This is a genomic window from Streptomyces sp. NPDC020875 (assembly GCF_040641415.1).
Taxonomy (GTDB): domain Bacteria; phylum Actinomycetota; class Actinomycetes; order Streptomycetales; family Streptomycetaceae; genus Streptomyces.
This window is the reverse complement of record NZ_JBFADP010000003.1, coordinates 68,784-86,715: the sequence shown is the minus strand read 5'-3', so window position 1 is coordinate 86,715 and position 17,932 is coordinate 68,784. Positions and strand designations below refer to the sequence as shown.

General features: G+C 71.0%; 17 protein-coding genes. 7 read left to right on the top strand and 10 right to left on the bottom strand.

Features of this window, described 5'->3' with window-relative positions; translation table 11 throughout:
• Positions 1-20: 20 nt before the first annotated feature.
• The 3 genes from AB0G74_RS02700 to AB0G74_RS02690 all read right to left on the bottom strand — a co-directional run bounded on the left by AB0G74_RS02700 (position 21) and on the right by AB0G74_RS02690 (position 2,919).
• Positions 21-1,340: an MFS transporter gene (locus AB0G74_RS02700; protein WP_361139697.1), complete on the bottom strand. Its 1,320-nt coding sequence runs from the start codon at positions 1,338-1,340 to the stop codon at positions 21-23.
• Between the two features lie 90 nt (positions 1,341-1,430).
• Entirely contained in the window at positions 1,431-1,961 is a 531-nt protein-coding gene (locus tag AB0G74_RS02695) for a carboxymuconolactone decarboxylase family protein (RefSeq protein ID WP_361139694.1), read from the bottom strand.
• Between the two features lie 61 nt (positions 1,962-2,022).
• Positions 2,023-2,919: a hypothetical protein gene (locus AB0G74_RS02690; RefSeq protein WP_361139691.1), complete on the bottom strand. Its 897-nt coding sequence runs from the start codon at positions 2,917-2,919 to the stop codon at positions 2,023-2,025.
• A gap of 255 nt (positions 2,920-3,174) precedes the next feature.
• On the opposite strand from AB0G74_RS02690, the gene AB0G74_RS02685 reads away from it, so the two are divergent.
• On the top strand, positions 3,175-3,720 hold the full coding sequence (locus tag AB0G74_RS02685) for a GNAT family N-acetyltransferase (RefSeq protein ID WP_361139688.1): 546 nt from the start codon (positions 3,175-3,177) through the stop codon (positions 3,718-3,720).
• Positions 3,721-3,772: 52 nt separating this feature from the next.
• On the opposite strand, the gene AB0G74_RS02680 is transcribed toward AB0G74_RS02685, so the two are convergent.
• On the bottom strand, positions 3,773-5,224 hold the full coding sequence (locus tag AB0G74_RS02680; RefSeq protein ID WP_361139685.1) for an amidase: 1,452 nt from the start codon (positions 5,222-5,224) through the stop codon (positions 3,773-3,775).
• A gap of 292 nt (positions 5,225-5,516) precedes the next feature.
• On the opposite strand from AB0G74_RS02680, the gene AB0G74_RS02675 reads away from it, so the two are divergent.
• Both AB0G74_RS02675 and AB0G74_RS02670 read left to right on the top strand, forming a co-directional pair.
• Complete coding sequence (locus AB0G74_RS02675; RefSeq protein WP_361139682.1) at positions 5,517-6,419, top strand: TIGR03619 family F420-dependent LLM class oxidoreductase; 903 nt, start codon at positions 5,517-5,519, stop codon at positions 6,417-6,419.
• 152 nt (positions 6,420-6,571) lie between these two features.
• Entirely contained in the window at positions 6,572-7,141 is a 570-nt protein-coding gene (locus tag AB0G74_RS02670) for a dihydrofolate reductase family protein (RefSeq protein WP_361139678.1), read from the top strand.
• A gap of 37 nt (positions 7,142-7,178) precedes the next feature.
• Here the strand turns inward: AB0G74_RS02670 and dnaB are convergent, their stop codons facing one another.
• Positions 7,179-9,593, bottom strand: coding sequence for a replicative DNA helicase (gene dnaB / locus AB0G74_RS02665; RefSeq protein WP_361139675.1), 2,415 nt, complete (start codon positions 9,591-9,593; stop codon positions 7,179-7,181).
• Between the two features lie 426 nt (positions 9,594-10,019).
• Here dnaB and AB0G74_RS02660 point away from each other — a divergent pair, with 426 nt between their 5' ends.
• Positions 10,020-11,357, top strand: a complete 1,338-nt coding sequence (locus tag AB0G74_RS02660) for an MATE family efflux transporter (protein WP_361139672.1) — start codon at positions 10,020-10,022, stop codon at positions 11,355-11,357.
• A gap of 183 nt (positions 11,358-11,540) precedes the next feature.
• Here the strand turns inward: AB0G74_RS02660 and rplI are convergent, their stop codons facing one another.
• The 4 genes from rplI to rpsF all read right to left on the bottom strand — a co-directional run bounded on the left by rplI (position 11,541) and on the right by rpsF (position 13,268).
• On the bottom strand, positions 11,541-11,987 hold the full coding sequence (gene rplI, locus AB0G74_RS02655; RefSeq protein WP_361139669.1) for a 50S ribosomal protein L9: 447 nt from the start codon (positions 11,985-11,987) through the stop codon (positions 11,541-11,543).
• A gap of 18 nt (positions 11,988-12,005) precedes the next feature.
• Positions 12,006-12,242 carry a 30S ribosomal protein S18 gene (gene rpsR / locus AB0G74_RS02650; protein WP_358826448.1) on the bottom strand — a complete coding sequence of 79 codons (237 nt, stop codon included), beginning with the start codon at positions 12,240-12,242 and terminating at the stop codon, positions 12,006-12,008.
• 64 nt (positions 12,243-12,306) lie between these two features.
• Entirely contained in the window at positions 12,307-12,906 is a 600-nt protein-coding gene (locus AB0G74_RS02645) for a single-stranded DNA-binding protein (protein WP_361139667.1), read from the bottom strand.
• A gap of 71 nt (positions 12,907-12,977) precedes the next feature.
• Positions 12,978-13,268: a 30S ribosomal protein S6 gene (gene rpsF / locus AB0G74_RS02640; RefSeq protein ID WP_017240415.1), complete on the bottom strand. Its 291-nt coding sequence runs from the start codon at positions 13,266-13,268 to the stop codon at positions 12,978-12,980.
• A 280-nt stretch (positions 13,269-13,548) separates the two neighbouring features.
• Between rpsF and AB0G74_RS02635 the strand changes: the two genes are divergently transcribed.
• The 3 genes from AB0G74_RS02635 (at position 13,549) to AB0G74_RS02625 (ending at position 16,297) form a co-directional block, all read left to right on the top strand.
• A complete protein-coding gene (locus AB0G74_RS02635; protein WP_358826450.1) occupies positions 13,549-13,857 on the top strand; it encodes a hypothetical protein in 309 nt (102 codons plus the stop codon).
• A 148-nt stretch (positions 13,858-14,005) separates the two neighbouring features.
• Positions 14,006-15,124, top strand: a complete 1,119-nt coding sequence (locus tag AB0G74_RS02630; RefSeq protein WP_361139664.1) for a peptidoglycan bridge formation glycyltransferase FemA/FemB family protein — start codon at positions 14,006-14,008, stop codon at positions 15,122-15,124.
• 141 nt (positions 15,125-15,265) lie between these two features.
• Positions 15,266-16,297, top strand: coding sequence for an alanine racemase (locus AB0G74_RS02625; protein WP_361139661.1), 1,032 nt, complete (start codon positions 15,266-15,268; stop codon positions 16,295-16,297).
• Positions 16,298-16,333: 36 nt separating this feature from the next.
• Here the strand turns inward: AB0G74_RS02625 and AB0G74_RS02620 are convergent, their stop codons facing one another.
• The gene (locus AB0G74_RS02620) at positions 16,334-17,932 is read right to left on the bottom strand and encodes a glycosyltransferase 87 family protein (protein ID WP_361139659.1); all 1,599 of its coding nucleotides are present in this window, start codon (positions 17,930-17,932) and stop codon (positions 16,334-16,336) included.

Below are 17,932 nucleotides of genomic sequence, written 5' to 3'. Positions count from 1 at the left end.
CCCATGGGCGGCGCGGGCCGTCAGGCGGCCTTGGAGAGGGTGGACCTGTCCGTCGGCCGGGGCGCCGGGACTGCGGTGGCCGGAGTGGTGGCCGCCGGGACGGAGGTGGCCGAACCCCCGGCCACCGGCGCGGTGCTCGTGCCCCGGTCCTCGTGGCGCGGCCAGAGAATGAGGGCGGCGACCGCTCCCGTCCCGGCGAGGACCGCGAGTACGGACCAGGTGACGGTGAACCCGGCGCTCGTACCGAGCCAGCCCGCGACGGGGTAGGTGATCAGCCAGGCCAGGTGCGAGAGGGAGAACTGCGCCGCGAACGCCGCGGGGATCGCGTTCCGGTCGACGGAGGCCCGCAGGACCTTGCCGGTCGGGGTGATGACCAGGGCCATCCCGATCCCGATCGCGGACCAGACGATCGCCGTCGCGGTCCAGTTCGCGACTCCGGCCGCGCTCAGCGTCACCGCCGCGGCCGTACCGCCGACGAGGACTCCGGCGCCGGTCGTCATCACGGTCCGGGCGGCGGCCCGGTCGAGGATCCGGGGCAGGACGAGGGCGGCCAGCAGGGTTCCGGTTCCGGCGGCGGCGAGCGTCCAGGCGACGTCCGACTGGGAGCCGCCGAGTTCGTCCCGGACGTAGTTGACGGTGTTGACGACGACGATGGAACCGGCCGCCGCGACCACCAGGTTGAGCGCCATCACCCCGCGCAGCCGTGGTGTCCTGACGAAGGTCCTGATCCCGGCCGCGGCCTTGTCCCACGCCTTGGTGTGGGCGCTGGGGCGGGCGTCGGGGATCCGGGTCGACAGCACCAGCAGGGCGGAGATCAGGAATCCGGCGGAGGTACCGAGGAACAGCCGGTCGAAGCTCATGAACGTCAGGGCGACGGCGGCCAGTACCGGGCTGAGCAGGCTCTCCATGGTCGAGGCGACCTGCGAGGCGGAGAGGGCCCGGGTGTACTGGGCCTCGTCGGTGACGATATCGGGGATGACGGCCTGGAACGTCGGGGTGAAGGCCGCGGACGACGCCTGGAGCAGGCCGATCAGTACGTAGATCTGCCAGACCTCGGTGACCAGCGGCAGGGCCAGGACGACCGCGCCGCGGACGACGTCGAGGACGAAGAGGAAGGTTCTTCTGGGGAGCCGGTCGACATACGCGGCGGCCAGCGGGGCGATGACCACGTACATGACCATCTTCACGGTCAGGGCGGTCCCGAGGACCACTCCGGCGCGCGGGCCGGCGAGATCGTAGGCGAGGAGTCCGAGGGCGACGGTGGCGAGCCCGGTGCCGAAGAGGGCGATGACCTGGGCGCCGAAGAGATGGCGGTAGTCGCGGATGGCGAACAAGCTCATGGCGGATTCCGATTCCTTACGTGTCCCGGCGGCGGGGCACGGCCACGGGGAGGTGGTGGCCGTGCCCCGCGGGGACAGACGGGGTTGTCTCTACGCATCGGGGTCGCTCCCCGGGGTGAGTCCGGCGAGCAGGTTGAAGGAGCCGGTGAGGACGTTGAGCGCGACGACGCCGACGACATCGGCTATCGCCCGGTCGCTGTAGCCGTACTCACGCAGCGCGCCGACCTGTTCGTCGGTGATCGACGTGGGCTCGCGGTGGATCCGGAGGGCTAGGGCGATGATCGCGGCGATCGCGGGGTCGGCCGAGGTGCCCCGGCGGGCCCGCTCGATCTCCTCGTCGTCCACGCCCCTGGCCCGGGCCGCGGCGGTGTGGGCGTCCAGACAGAGCCCGCAGCCCTGGTGGGCCTGGACCGCGATCGAGATCCGCTCGCTGATCGCCCGGTCGAGCTTGGCGCGGCCCATGGCCCGGCTGAGCTGGAGGTATCCGCCCAGTACGGCCGGTGAGTTGGCCATGGTGGCGACCATGTCACCGGGTCGGCCGTGCCGGGCTTCGAGGTCGGCGAGGAGGTCGCGGGAGGCGCCGACCGCGGTATCGGACGTGAGTCGGTTCAGACGGGGCACGGCGTCTCTCCTTCCGGTACGGGGGACGTCCGGCTGTTGGTGGTCTGCGGTGTCATGACGGTCAGTGGTGGCCGTGGTGTGCGTGCTGTGCCTGGTGGCCGTGGTCGGCCGCGGTCCGCGGGGACTCGGCGGCGACGGCGGTACGTACCGTGAACTCGGCCGTCCGGACCACGCCCTCGTGCTGGAAGTCGAGGTAGAGGCGGTACGCCCCGGCGGTCGGCGCGGTCGCCATGAAGGAGATCTCGGGCCCCGGCGCGGTGACACCGTCACCGGGCTCGCCCTCCGGGTGGACGTGGAGGTAGCCCAGGTCGCCGACGCGCAGCGCCACCAGGTGGCCGTACGCGGCCAGATAGGGCTCCAGGTCGGTGACGGGCCGCCCGTTCCGGCTGACGGTGAGGGTCAGGTCGCTCGCCTCAGCGGGCAGGAGGTCGCCGTCGAGGGCCACGGTGTACTCGCCGATGACCGCGGTACGGCCCGTCTCGGGGAGCGGCCGGGGCTCGTACGATCCGGCGACGGCGGCGTCGATCCCCAGTGTCAGGGTCGCGTCGTGCCCGGTGGGGTGGATATCGGCGAAGAACCGCCAGTCCCCGGGTGTCAGATCCAGTTCGACGCTCCAGGTGCCCTCGCCGTCTCTCACCGGGTGTACGTGCTGGAATCCGGTCGTGTCCCGCCGGACGGCGATGAAGTGCAGCTCCTTCTCGTGTTCGGGGGTGAACTCGGTGACGACGCGGCCGTCGGGGCCGGTCACACGGAAGGTCACCGGCTGGACACCGGCGGTGAGGACCGTGGAGTCGAGTTCGATGGTGTACCCGTCCTCGGAGACCGAGAGACCACCGGGGCGGCCGCCGCCGTGAGCGCCGTGGCCCTCATGGCCCTCATGCGAACCGTGACCGCCGTGGGCGGTGTGCGCGCCGTGGCCCGTGTGGGCGGTGTGCTGGTGTCCGGAGTGGTTCGTCATGACTGCTTCTCCCTGGCTCTTTCGCGCCTTCCGGCGCGTTCCGTTCGGTTCAACGATCAGAACTGTATACCCCCTGGGGGTATACAGTCCAGGGAAATCGCCACCGAGTCCCATCGAATTGATCAACCACCGAAGACCATCCGGACCCGGCCCGGGCCCGGACCCGTACCGGCGACCGGGGCAGGACCGGCGGGGTGGCGTGACCGGACCGCCCGGGCCTTGATCACCGCCGGAACGGTTGCTTGGCTGACGGCCATGACCGATCTGGGAACCGTCGCCTGGCCCCCCGCCCCCATCAGGACCGAACGGCTCGTCCTGCGCGAACCCGAGGCCGGGGACCGTACCGCGACCATCGAACTGCTGGCCTCGCCCGAGGTCGGCGCCTATCTCGGCGGCCCCCGGCCGCGTACCGAACTCGAACGCGACACCCCCGGCGCCCCCGCCCGCCGCTCCGGCCTCTTCGTCGTCGCGCTCGACGGCTCGATGATCGGCCAGGTCATGCTCACCAAGGACACCGGCCACCTCCCCCGGGCCGCCGGACGCGCCGAGCTGGGCTATCTCTTCCTGCCCGGGGCGTGGGGCCGGGGCTACGCCGCCGAGGCGTGCGCGGCGGCCCTCGGCTGGTTCGCCGGAGCGCTCCCCGGCGAGGAGGTCGTCCTCGCCACCCAGACCGCCAACCTCCGCTCGATGCGTCTCGCCGCGAAGCTGGGGTTCACCGAGGCGGAACGGTTCCGCGCCTATGACGCCGACCAGTGGTTCGGTGTCTGGTCCCCACCGCCCGCGGCCACGCCGCGCGGCTGAGCCCGTACACCGCCGACCGCGGCCGGACCGCCCGGGTAGCCCCGGGCCGGGGCTACCCGGGCGGTCGGAAGCCGCCCATCTCCCGTTCCAGCAGCTCGGCCAGCATCAGCGGGGTCCTGTCCTCGAACATGGGGCCGATGATCTGCGCTCCCACTGGCAGCCCGGCGGGCGAGAGCCCCGCCGGTACGGCGGTGGCGGGCAGTCCGGGCATGGTGGCCGTCCCCGCCCAGACGAGCTGATCGAAGTACGGATACTCCGCACCGTCGATATCGATCGTCCGCGTCATCGGGCCGGGGTGGTGGGTGTGCGGGAACGCGGGCGTGGGCATGACGGGGCACACCACGGCGTCGAACTCGGTGAAGAACCGCCGCCAGCCCTGCCGGTGCAGCTCGCGCAGCCCGTTCGCCCGGAGCCAGTCATGGTGGCTGAACAGCATCGCGCGCAGCCGGGTCGCGGTGAGACTCCGGTCGTCCGGGCTCAGTGCGGCGACCTCGGCCCTGATCAGCTCGTCCGTGCCGACGGGGAACCGGGCGACGGATCCCGAGATCAGCAGCTGCTGGTAGAGCACCGCGGCTTCGGCCGGATCGGGCAGCAGCGGGCTCTCCCGTACGACCCGGGCGCCCCCGGCCACCAGCGCCTCCGCCACCCGGCCCACGCCCGCCCGGACGGCGGCGGAGGTCGGCAGCAGCGGATGCCGGTCGAGGACCAGGACCCGGAAGCCGGCCAGCCGCCGATGCCGGGCGGGCGGCAGCGTCAGCCCGTACGCCACCCCCCGCGTCAGCGGATCCGGTCCGGCCATGACGTCCAGCAGCAGGGTCAGATCGCGGGCGCTCCGGGCCATCGGGCCGACGACGGCCAGGTCGGGATCGGCCGGCAGCGCCGGAACGTCCGGCGGCACCATGCCCCGGCTCGCCACGAGCCCGAGCGACGGCTTGTGCGCGTAGACACCGCAGTAGTGCGCGGGGTTGCGCAGCGAGCCGCCGAGGTCGGAGCCGATGGACAGCGCGCCGAACCCGGCCGCGAGGGCCGCCGCCGATCCCCCGGAGGAACCCCCCGGGGTGCGCCCGTGGTCCCAGGGGTTGTTGGTGGTCCCGTAGACGTCGTTGAAGGTCTGTACGTCCTGGAGCCCCAGCGGCACATTGGTCTTGCCGAGGATCACCGCGCCCGCGTTCCTGAGCCGGGACACCTGGACCGCGTCCTCGGCCGGCCGGTGGTCCCGGTGTTCCGGGATGCCCCAGGTCGTGGGCAGCCCCGCGATGTCGTAGCACTCCTTGACCGTGACCGGAACGCCGAGCAGCGGACCGTCCTCGCCCCGGGCCCGCGCCCGGTCGGCGGCCCGCGCGGCCTCCCGGGCCCGGTCGAAGTCCGGTACGCAGATCGCGTTGAGCGACTCGTCGTGGCGCCCGATGCGGGCGATCGCGTCCTCGGTCAGTTCGGCCGAACTCACGTCACCGGCCCGGAGGGCGGCGCCGAGTTCTTCGGCCGTCGAGTAATCCGTATTCATGCGACCGGACCGTACGAACACCCCGGGGGAGCCAGGAAACACCGCTTCGCGCAACGCGCCGGACTCGGCCGAAGTCACCCGGCACCATGGCGCAACGTCGTTTTCCATGCCCTCGCGGAGGTCGGCACCCCGGTGGAGAGACGGCCCGGTTCCGGAGGCGTACTCCGGTGTGCCGTAGCTCACGGCAACACACCGGAAGGAGAGCTGTCATCGGCGAGGAGTCGGCGGAAACCATGCGTACGGGCGCCGACGGCGAACGAGCCGGAGCGCCGCCGTTGAAAGGAGCAGCTCCATGAAGGTCGGTTTCGCGTTACCGCAGTTCCACCGGCAGGCATTCGAGATCCACCGGACGGCGCACTTCGCCCGGGAGATCGAGCGGGCGGGCGGCGCCGGTCTCTGGGTGGGGGACCGCAATCTCGCGGCCGTCCACCCCCGGATCGGCTACGGCGGCCACGGCACGGCCATTCCGGCCGAACTGAACCCCGCCGCCGACCCCTTCGTCCTGCTGGGGGTGGCCGCGAGCGCCACCGAGCGGGTCGTACTGGGTACGCATGTCCTGCTCGCGCCGCTCTACCCGCCGGTCCAGCTGGCGCGGGCGCTCACCACGATCGACCTGATCAGCGGTGGCCGGCTGCTCCCCGGTTTCGGGATCGGCTGGTCGCCCGAGGAGTACGAGGCGGCGGGCCGGGACTTCACCACCCGCGGCGCCCGGCTGGACGAGACCCTCGACGCGCTGGAGGCGATCTGGACCGAGGACCCGGCCGCCTACCGGGGCGATCAGCTGTCGGTCCCGCTGCACCACGCACCGCTCAAACCGGCCCGCAGGCCCCGGCCGCCTTTCTATCTGGGCTCGATGTCGGAGCGCGCCCTGCGGCGGGTCGCCCGGCGCGCCGACGGCTGGCTGCCGCTGTGCACGGTGCCCGGCTGGGTCGATGTCGACGGTCTGATCCGGCAGCGGGCCACCCTGGACCGGCTGGCCCGGGAGGCGGGCCGCGACCCGGCCGACATCGACACCGTCCTGCGGGTGAACATCGACGCCGGAACGTCGTCGGAGCAGGTCGCCGATGTGATCAGGACCGTGGGCGAGCGGACCGGGATCGACCAGGTCATGGTCGACTCCCTGTACAGCGACGACGGCGTCGACCAGGCGCTCCAGCGGGCGACGGACATCCTCGATCTCGTACGGCGGGGCTGACCCGGCGCCCGGGGGGGCGACGTACGAGGACCGACCGGGCGCGGGGACGGCGCGGGCTGCGGGACGGCGCGGGCGCGGGGATCGCGTACCGATGAACTCCCGGCGCCGCGCCGGTCCGTACCCCCGGCACCCACTCGCGGAAGGCTGACGCCATGCGGAAACTGATCTACGGCATGAACGTATCCCTCGACGGCTATATCGCCGCGCCCGGCGACGACATCGGCTGGAGCACACCGAGCGACGAACTGTTCCGGTTCTGGTCCGACCAGCTGCGGGCGACCGAGCTGACGCTCTACGGACGCAAGCTGTGGCGGACCATGAGTTCCCACTGGCCCACCGCCGACCAGCGGCCGGACGCCGGTCCGGCGGAGGTCGAGTTCGCGCGCCGCTGGCGGGAGATGGCGAAGGTGGTCTTCTCCTCGACGATCGACGAGGACGAGGTCGACTGGAACACCCGCCTGGTCACCGGGGACGCGGTCGCCGCGATCACCCGGCTCAAGGCCAGCAACGGCGGCCCGATGGACATCGGCGGCGCGACGCTCGCCGGGGCGGCCATGCGGGCCGGGCTGATCGACGAATATGTGATCGCCGCCCATCCGGTCCTGGTGGGCGGCGGCACGCCGTTCTTCGCCGACCTGGCCGACCAGGTGGACCTGCACCTCGTCGAGACCCGGACCTTCCCCGGCGGCGTGCTCCTGACCAGGTACGAGACCAGGCGCTGAGCGACCCGCCGGACGGCCGCGCGGCCGGGCCGGTCCGTCAGGTCTGGGCCATGTCCACGAAACGGGAGTAGTGGCCCTGGAAGGCGACCGTGATCGTCGCCGTCGGGCCGTTACGGTGCTTGGCGACGATCAGGTCCGCCTCGCCCGCCCGCGGGGACTCCTTCTCGTACGCGTCCTCCCGGTGCAGCAGGATCACCATGTCGGCGTCCTGCTCGATGGATCCGGACTCACGGAGGTCGGAGACCATCGGCTTCTTGTCGGTGCGCTGCTCGGGGCCTCGGTTCAGCTGGGAGAGCGCGATCACCGGGACCTCCAGCTCCTTCGCCAGCAGCTTGAGGTTACGGGACATGTCGGAGACCTCCTGCTGGCGGCTCTCGGCGCGTTTGGAGCCGCCGGACTGCATCAGCTGGAGGTAGTCGATCACGACCAGTTTGAGATCGTTGCGCTGTTTGAGCCGACGGCACTTGGCGCGGATCTCCATCATCGACAGGTTGGGGGAGTCGTCGATGTAGAGCGGCGCCTGGGAGACATCGGGCATCCGGCGGGCGAGCCGGGTCCAGTCGTCGTCCGTCATCGTGCCGGAGCGCATGTGGTGGAGCGCCACCCGGGCCTCCGCCGACAGCAGTCGCATGGCGATCTCGTTGCGCCCCATCTCCAGGGAGAAGATCACGCTCGGCAGATTGTTCTTGATCGAGGCGGCGCGGGCGAAGTCCAGCGCCAGGGTGCTGTTGTGGGTGGGGACCATGGAGCGGGTGGCCAGATAGAGATGGGCCGGGTGCTCGACCTGCACACAGCGCACGGGCACGCTCGGCACCGGGCGTACGGCCGTGATGAAGCGCCGGGACCTCAGAGGTGTGCCGGAGTCCTGGTGTCCGGGCCCCGGGCGGGCCTCGGCGGCGGTGAGGGCGTCGTGCTCCGCCGTGAAGGAGATGGCGTACGAGGGCGGGGCCGGGGCCGTCTCCGGGGTCGTAGCGGTCCGCTCGTCCGCCGGGTCGCAGCGGTGGCCGAGGCCGACGACCAGTTCGCGGACGTCCTCGGCGAGGGCACGGGACGCCGTGGAGAACCGGAACGAGCCGACGGCCGGGCCGGTGGCCGTGACCGTACCGCCGTCGGACGCCAGCAGACCGGCCAGCAGCTCGCGGCGCTGGGCGGCGGACGCCCGCAGATACTCCGGCGGGACGCGCAGCCCGTCCGGGTCGGTGTCCGGCCGGGCGCCGAGCCGGGCGCCGAGGGCCCGGGGCGGCTCGGGAAGATCGCGGTGGGGCAGGGCGAGGGGCGCGGTGGTGAGCACACTGTGGTTCGCCCGGCCGTCCCCGTCGGGGGCCAGCAGGGTGGCGGCGATCTCCCACGTCGTCCGTACGGCCCCGGCCCCTTCGGGACCGCCGGGCGCCGGGGCGTCGTCGCGGGGCCCGCCGGTCTCCGTGACCCACTGGTGGTCGGCGTCCGCGACGACCGTCGTACCGTCGTCGAAGGTGAGCTCGAAGCACGGCCGCCCGGTCATCACCTCGGTCGCGGCGACCACCCGGTTCGGGCTGCCGTCAGGGGCGAGCAGCAGGTCACCGACCCGGACCGCGCCCATCGTGGTCCAGCCGTCGGGGGTGGGCAGCGGGGTGTCCAGGGCCAGCGCCTTGCCCATCGCGGGACGGGCGGCGATGACGATCATCTGGCCGGGGTGGAGGCCGTTGGTGAGCGAGTCGAAGTCGGTGAAGCCGGTGGGGACACCGGTCATCTCACCGCTGCGGGAGCCGATCGCCTCGATCTCGTCGAGCGCGCCCTCCATGATGTCGCCGAGGGGGAGGTAGTCCTCACTCGTCCGCTGCTCGGTGACGGCGTAGATCTCGGCCTGGGCGGAGTTGACGATCTCGTCGACGTCGCCGTCCGCCGCGTATCCCATCTGGGTGATCTTGGTACCGGCCTCGACCAGACGGCGCAGTACCGCCCGCTCGTGGACGATCTCGGCGTAGTACGACGCGTTGGCCGCGGTCGGCACCGACTGGACCAGGGTGTGGAGATAGGACGCCCCGCCGACCCGGGTGATCTCGCCGCGTTTGACCAGTTCGGCCGCGACCGTGATCGGGTCGGCGGGCTCGCCCTTGGCGTAGAGGTCGAGGATCGCGGTGTAGACCGTCTCATGGGCGGGCCGGTAGAAGTCATGGCCCTTGATGATCTCCACGACGTCGGCGATGGCGTCCTTGGAGAGGAGCATGCCGCCGAGTACGGACTGTTCGGCGTCGAGGTCCTGGGGCGGTACGCGCTCGAAGCCCCCGCCACCACCGTCCCAGCCGCCGTCCTGGCCGCGGTCGTGCTGGTCGTCCCGGCCCCCTCGGCCGCCTCGGCGGTCGCCACCGCGGTCACCGCCGCGGTCGTCACGACGGGAACGGGAGACGGGCAGACGGTCGCCGGGGATTCCGTCGGCCGCCCACGGGTCGTCCAAGGGCTCGGAGATGCTCACCCGGGCCACCTTCCTCCCGTCCGCGCAGCGGACCTCGCCGTGCCCCTTCTTTCTACGGCACGGCACTGACAAATCGAGTGGCCCGACCCGGCTTCCGGCGCGTCGAGCGACGGTCCACGTTAGGCCGCCCGCCACCGTCAGCCAATCTGGTTATCCACAGGCCATGTGGATGACCGGCCAGATGCTGTGGAGAACCCGCCCGATCCTGTGCACGGACCGGGGGACAGCACTGTGGACAACCTGTGGGCTCGCTCGGCCCAGCCGCCCTGACCTGCACTTTTCCCATCCACCGGCTGTGGGGGAGAAAAAGTTTCCCGACTGGAGCACGAACGGGACGAACAACCCGGCGATCGGCCGTCACCCTCCGCACAAGTAAGGATCAAGATTCTATTGCATCTATTACCTGTGGACGATTAACCTATCCCGATGACCCAGGCCCCAGCGTCACCGAAAGCCCGGCGGCGGCGCCATGACCGGGAGATCGTCGCCCTCGCCGTCCCCGCCTTCGGCGCCCTGGTCGCCGAACCCCTCTTCGTCATGGTCGACAGCGCCGTCGTCGGCCATCTCGGCACCCCCCAGCTGGCCGGTCTCGGTATCGCCGCCGCCCTGCTGCTGACGGCCGTCAGCATCTTCGTCTTCCTGGCCTACGCGACCACCGCGGCCGTCGCCCGCCGGGTCGGCGCGGGCGATCTGCCCGGCGCCATCCGCCAGGGCATGGACGGTATCTGGCTCGCCGTCCTGCTCGGTGTCGCGGTCACCGCCGCCACCCTGCCGCTCGCCCCCTGGCTCGTGGACGTCCTCGGTGCCTCCGACACCGCGGCCCCGTACGCCGTCACCTACTTGCGGATCTCCGCCCTCGGCATCCCGGCGATGCTGATCGTGTTCGCCGCCACCGGCGTACTCCGCGGCCTCCACGACACCCGTACGCCGCTCTATGTCGCCCTCGGCGGCTTCACCGCCAACGGCGCGCTGAGCGTGCTGCTGGTCTACGGCGCCGGACTCGGCATCGCTGGCTCCGCCTGGGGCACGGTCATCGCCCAGTGCGGCATGGCCGCCGCCTATCTCGTCGTCGTGGTGCGCGGGGCCCGGAAGCACCGGGCGTCCCTGCGACCCCATGCCGCCGGGATCCGGGCCAACGCCCGGGCCGGAGTGCCCCTGCTGATCCGTACGCTATCCCTGCGCGCCGTACTGATGATCGCCACCGCGGTCGCCGCCCGGCTCGGGGACACCGACATAGCCGCCCATCAGATCGCGCTCGCCCTGTGGAACCTGATGGCCTTCGCCCTCGACGCCATCGCCATAGCGGGCCAGGCCATCATCGGCCGCTATCTGGGCGCGGGCGACACCGAGGGCGCCCGGGACGCCTGCCGCCGGATGGTGCACTGGGGCATCGCGTCCGGAGTGATCCTCGGGGTGCTGCTGGTCGTCACCAGTCCGCTCTTCCTGCCGCTGTTCAGCAGCGACCCGGCCGTCCACGACGCCCTGCTGCCCGCCCTGCTGGTGGTCGCGCTCGCCCAGCCGATCGCCGGGGTCGTCTATGTCCTCGACGGTGTGCTGATGGGCGCGGGCGACGGCCCCTATCTCGCCGGGGCCATGCTGGTCACCCTGGCCCTCTTCGCCCCGGTGGCCCTGCTGGTCCCCGCCCTGGGCGGCGGGCTCACGGCCCTGTGGTGGACGATGACCCTGATGATGACCGTACGGCTCGCCACGCTCTGGACCCGGACCCGCTCGGGCCGCTGGATCGTCACCGGCGCCACCCGCTGACCGCGCCCCGGGCTTCCGGACCCCCGGCCCCGGCGCCGATGTTTCACGTGAAACGTCGCCCGCCCCGGGCCGGAGACACGGGCCCGGCCTCAGTCCGCGCCGGCGCGCTCCCGGCCCCGGGCAGCGCAAAGGGCCGTATCCCTGGGGATACGGCCCTTTGTCAGCTCAGTCGAGCGCAGCCCGTCAGGCGGCGACGACCTCGATACCGAGCTTGGCGTCGACCTCGGGGTGCAGACGCACGGAGACCTGGTGCGAGCCCAGGGTCTTGATCGGCGCACCGAGCTCGACCCGGCGCTTGTCGACCTCCGGGCCACCCGCGGTCTTGATCGCCGAAGCGACGTCGGCCGGGGTCACCGAGCCGAAGAGGCGGCCGGCGTCGCCGGAGCGAACGGCCAGACGGACCTTGACGGCCTCCAGCTTCGCCTTGACCTCGTTGGCCTGCTCGATGGTCGCGATCTCGTGGATCTTGCGGGCGCGGCGGATCTGCGCCACGTCCTTCTCGCCGCCCTTGGTCCAGCGGATCGCGAAACCGCGCGGGACCAGGTAGTTGCGAGCGTATCCGTCCTTGACCTCGACGACGTCTCCCGCGGCACCGAGGCCGGAGACCTCCTGGGTGAGGATGATCTTCATAGTGATGTCACCCTTCCCTTATCGCGCGGTGGACGTGTAGGGCAGCAGCGCCATCTCACGGCTGTTCTTCACGGCCGTGGCGACGTCACGCTGGTGCTGCGTGCAGTTGCCGGTCACGCGGCGGGCACGGATCTTGCCGCGGTCGGAAATGTACTTCCGCAGCATGTTCGTGTCCTTGTAGTCCACGTAAGCGGTCTTGTCCTTGCAGAATGCGCAGACCTTCTTCTTAGGCTTGCGCACAGGCGGCTTCGCCATGGTGATTCTCCTGTGTGATCAAGAAGTGGGGTTGACGAACTCCCCCAGGGATCCCCGGAGGGTCCTAGAAGGGGGGTTCGTCCGAGTAGCCGCCGCCGGAGCCGCCGGAGGAACCGCCGGAGCTTCCGCCCCAGCCGCCTCCGCCGCCTCCACCTTGCTGCTGCCCGCCGCCGGACGGCGCGCCGGTGGCCCAGGGGTCGTCGGCGGGAGCCCCGCCGCCCTGCTGCTGGCCGCCGGGGCCGGAGCCCCAGTTGCCGCCACCCTGCTGGCCGCCGCCGTAGCCGCCCTGGCCGCCGCGACCCGTGGTCTTGGTGACCTTGGCCGTGGCGTTCCGGAGGCTGGGGCCGACTTCCTCGACGTCCAGCTCGTAGACCGTGCGCTTCACACCTTCGCGGTCCTCGTAGGACCGCTGCTTCAGACGGCCCTGCACGACGACACGCATGCCGCGCTGGAGCGACTCGGCGACGTTCTCCGCCGCCTGCCGCCAGACCGAGCAGGTCAGGAACAGGCTCTCGCCGTCCTTCCACTCATTGGTCTGCTTGTCGAAGGTGCGCGGGGTGGACGCGACACGGAACTTCGCGACCGCCGCACCGGAGTTGGTGAAGCGCAGCTCGGGGTCGTCGACGAGATTGCCGACGACCGTGATGACGGTCTCGCCTGCCATGGGTGAACCTCTCGGCGGGGATTGCTTGGCTGCTTGCTGCTACTCGGACCCGATGACCTCTGAGCGGATGCTCAGTGGGTCTCGGGGCGGAGGACCTTGGTCCGGAGGACCGACTCGTTCAGGTTCATCTGGCGGTCGAGCTCCTTGACGACCGCAGGCTCGGCCTGCAGGTCGATGACCGAGTAGATGCCCTCGGGCTTCTTCTTGATCTCGTACGAGAGACGACGACGGCCCCAGGTGTCGACCTTCTCGACCTTTCCGTTGGCCTCACGGACAACGGAGAGGAAGTTCTCGATCAGGGGGGCGACGGCGCGCTCCTCCAGATCGGGGTCGAGGATGACCATCACCTCGTAGTGACGCATGTGGAACCCACCTCCTTTGGACTCGGCGGCCACGGTCGTTCCGTGGCAGGAGGGTCGTGATGCGTGATGCAACGGTGTCGAGTAAACCAGGGCCCACTGACATTCACCGGCCTGAGCGGCGGGATCGGCCCGTGGCCTGGGCAGACACCGGTGCAGACCGTACAGAGTACCCGCCCGGGCGCTTCCGGTTGAAATCCGGTGCCCGCCGGGCGCAATCTGTACACATCGGGTGTGCGCGGCACTACGATGCGCCGCGCGCGGCAACGCCAGGAGGTGCCATATGGCCCAGGCAGCGCGACGTCAGACATCCCTCTTCGCCACGGACGGCAAGCCCCATCCCCTGCAGGACACCCTGGCCGGCGTGACGCTGGTACTCGGTGTCCTGGCCTTTGTGTCGTCCTGGTTCCCGGGGCTCCATCTCCTCAGCTCGTGGACCGGGCTGATCGGCATCCTCACGGGTGCCTACGGACAGTTCATCTCCGAGACGACGCGTGAGCGCTTCGTCCTGGTCCTCGGCCTGGGCGCGTCGGCCGCGGGCTTCTATCTGGGCCTGGCCCACGGCGGTCTCTTCGGCGGGGTCGTCGGCTGACCGAAGGCGCTCCCCGGCAGGTGTGCGGCCGCGGCGAACAGCCTGATCGAACGCGGCCATTCGGGGCACCGCCCCCGCCCAGTAGGCTTTCGGCGCGAGAGCCGGAGCCCCTGACCCATGGGGACACACCTGCCGAGGAGCGCCCCATATGAGCCTGACCCTGAGGACCATCAGCCGCGAGCAGCATCTGGCGTACATCCAGTCCCTGCCGTCGGCAAGCCACTGCCAGGTCCCCGCGTGGTCGGATGTGAAGACCGAGTGGCGCTCGGAGAACCTGGGCTGGTTCGACAAGTCGGGTCAGCTGGTCGGCGCCGGTCTGGTCCTCTACCGCCAGCTGCCCAAGATCAAGCGGTATCTCGCCTATCTGCCCGAGGGCCCGGTGATCAACTGGTACGCCCCCAATCTGGACGACTGGCTGCAGCCGATGCTCGCCCATCTGAAGCAGCAGGGCGCCTTCTCGGTGAAGATGGGCCCGCCGGTGGTGATCCGCCGCTGGGACGCTCCCGCGATCAAGGCCGGTATCCAGGACCCGGACGTCAAGCGGCTGCGGGACGTCGAGGCCACCCATATCGAGCCGCGGGCCTTCGAGGTCGCCGACCGGCTGCGGAAGATGGGCTGGCAGCAGGGCGAGGACGGCGGCGCCGGATTCGGTGACGTCCAGCCCCGCTACGTCTACCAGGTGCCGCTGGCCAACCGTTCCCTCGACGATGTCCTCAAGGGCTTCAACCAGCTGTGGCGCCGGAACATCAAGAAGGCCGAGAAGGCCGGGGTCGAGGTCGTCCAGGGCGGCTACTACGACCTGGAGGAGTGGCAGCGGCTCTACGAGATCACCGCGGTCCGCGACCGGTTCCGCCCGCGCCCCCTCTCGTACTTCCAGCGGATGTGGACCGTCCTCAACAACGAGGACCCCAACCGCATGCGCCTCTATTTCGCCCGGCACAACGGCGTCAACCTCTCCGCGGCCACGATGCTCGTCGTCGGCGGCCACGTCTGGTACTCCTACGGTGCCTCGGACAACATCGGCCGTGAGGTCCGGCCCTCCAACGCGATGCAGTGGCGGATGCTCCGCGACGCGTACGCCATGGGCGCCACCGTCTACGACCTTCGCGGCATCAGCGACTCCCTGGACGAGACCGACCATCTCTTCGGTCTGATCCAGTTCAAGGTCGGTACCGGCGGCGAGGCCGTCGAGTACGTCGGCGAGTGGGACTTCCCGCTGAACAAGCTGCTGCACAAGGCCCTCGACATGTATATGTCGCGCCGCTGACCCCGGGCCCGACCGCCGCCGGACCCGGGCGATTCCCGGCCCGGCGGCCCCCACCACGTAACCTCGTACCTTCGTACGTTCTCCCCGTTCTCGTCCACATCTTCGATCCACCGCAGCCACCAGAAAGGTTCCGGGCCGGCCATGGCGCTCTCCCTGTACGTCGACACCAATCGCTGGCGGGCGCACCAGAAGTCGGTGACCGACCAGTTCCCGGGGCTCGTCCCGGTCTGCAAGGGCAACGGCTACGGCTTCGGCCACGAGCGGCTGGCGGAGGAGGCGACCCGGTTCGGCTCCGACATGCTGGCCGTCGGCACCACCTACGAGGCGGCCCGGATCAAGGACTGGTTCAGCGGTGATCTGCTGGTCCTCACCCCCTTCCGCCGGGGCGAGGAGCCCGTTCCGCTGCCGGACCGGGTGATCCGCTCCGTCTCCTCGGTCGACGGGGTGTACGCCCTGGTCGGCGCCCGGGTCGTGATCGAGTGCATGAGCACGATGAAGCGCCACGGCGTCTCCGAGCAGGATCTGCCCCGGCTGGCCACGGCCATCGACGACGTCCGGCTGGAGGGCTTCGCGATCCATCTGCCGCTGGACCGTACCGACGGCTCGGACGCCGTCGAGGAGGTCATCGGCTGGATGGACCGGCTGCGGACCGCCCGGCTGCCGCTGCACACCATGTTCGTCAGCCATCTGCGCGCCGAGGAGCTGGCCCGGCTGCGCCAGCAGTTCCCGCAGACCCGCTTCCGGGCCCGGATCGGCACCCGGCTCTGGCTCGGCGACCACGACTCCACCGAGTACCGGGGCTCCGTACTCGACGTCACCCCGGTCGCCAAGGGTGACCGGTTCGGCTACCGCCAGCAGAAGGTGGCGTCCGACGGCTGGCTGGTCGTCGTCGCCGGGGGCACCTCCCACGGCGTCGGCTTGGAGGCGCCCAAGGCGCTGCACGGCATGATGCCGCGGGCCAAGGGCGTGGCGCGGGCGGGTCTGGCGACCGTCAACCGCAATCTGTCGCCGTTCGTCTGGGCGGGCAAGCAGCGCTGGTTCGCCGAGCCGCCGCATATGCAGGTGTCGATCCTGTTCGTGCCGTCGGACGCGCAGGAGCCGCAGGTCGGCGATGAGCTGGTGGCGCATCTGCGCCACACCACGACCCAGTTCGACCGGCTCGTCGAACGCTGAGCGCTCAGCGCTGACCTTCCCGGTACCGGGGAGCGGTCAGAGACCTTCCGGGCGCTCCGGCGCGTCGTCACGGCGCCCGGGGCGCCCGTCTTTTTCGGGCTCGTCCCCGTACGCCCCCCAGCGCACCTTCACGCCCTCCGGTTCGTCGTCGTACGCGTCGTCCAGCGGCTCCGTACGGCCCAGGACGAAGACGTCCTCCGCCCGGTCGAGCACCCCGCCGGAGGGGTCGTCGGAGCCGTCCTGCCGTACGACGTCCCGCTCGGGCCGCAGCACGTCCCGGACCACCACCGCGCAGAGGTAGAGCGTGCCCAGCAGATGCAGGGCGATCGCCAGGTGGTACCCCTCGGGCGGCAGGCCCTGCCGGGCGTCACCGCTGGTGGTGTAGGCGAGGTACATCCAGATGCCGATGAAGTACCCGACCTCACACGCCTGCCAGATCAGGAAGTCCCGCCAGCGGGGCCGGGCCAGGACGGCGAGCGGGACGAGCCAGAGGACGTACTGCGGCGAGTAGACCTTGTTGGTCAGGATGAAGACCGCGACGACCAGGAAGGCGACCTGGGCGAAGCGCGGCCTGCGGGGCGCGGCGAGGATCAGCCAGCCGATCCCGGCACAGGCCAGTACGGCCAGCAGCAGGGAGTAGCGGTTGACCTCGTCGGGGGTGATCACGGCGTCGAACCGCTGGACGAGGATCATCCAGAAGGAGCCGAAGTCGATGTCCCGCTCCTGGTTGAAGGTGTAGAACTTCCGCCAGCCCTCGGGCGCCCGCCACATCACATAGGCGTTGGCGACCAGCCAGGCGGCGGCGGCGCCCAGGACCGCGGTGCCGTACTCCCGCCATTTCCCGGCCCGCCAGCAGAGCACCAGCAGCGGGCCGAGCAGGAAGACGGCGTACAGCTTGGCGGCGGTGGCGAGACCGATCAGTACGCCGAAGGCCAGGGCCCGGCCCCGGGACCACATCAGCATCGCGGCGGCCGTGAGGGCGACCGCGAGCAGATCCCAGTTGATCGTGGCGGTAAGGGCGAAGGCGGGCGCCAGCGCGACCAGCAGGGCGTCCCAGGGGCGGCGGCGGTGGGTCCGGGAGACACAGACCGCGATGATCACCGCGCAGATCATCAGCATCGCGGAGTTGGCCGCCCAGTAGAGCTGCTGCTGTTCCTGGAGCGAGCCGCCGGAGGGAGTGAGCCAGGCGGCGATCTGCATGAAGAGGCCGGTCAGGACCGGATATTCCAGATACTCCATATCGCCGGGGAGCCGGTCGAAGTAGGGGGTCAGCCCGTCGGAGAAGCCCCGGCCCACGAAGAGATGCGGGATGTCCGAGTAGCAGGCGCGGGTGTACTGCGAGCTGACGCCCCGGAACCAGGCCCATTCGTAGCAGGGCATCTTCTGCGCCATACCGAGGGCGAACATCCCGATGGCGGTCAGCGCGATCACCCGGACGGGGGTGAGATAGCCGCCGCGGACCCGGAGCGCCCAGCGGCCCGCCGGGCCTCCGATCAGTTCGCTGCCGGCCGCCGCGACCGGGTCGCGGCGGGTGGGCCGGACGTCCGGCCGGTCGTCGTGGCGGTCGGCGGGACGGCCGTCCCTCCGGTCGTCCCGGGGCACGGTCGTCTCTTCTGCGCTGGGCATGGTGCACAT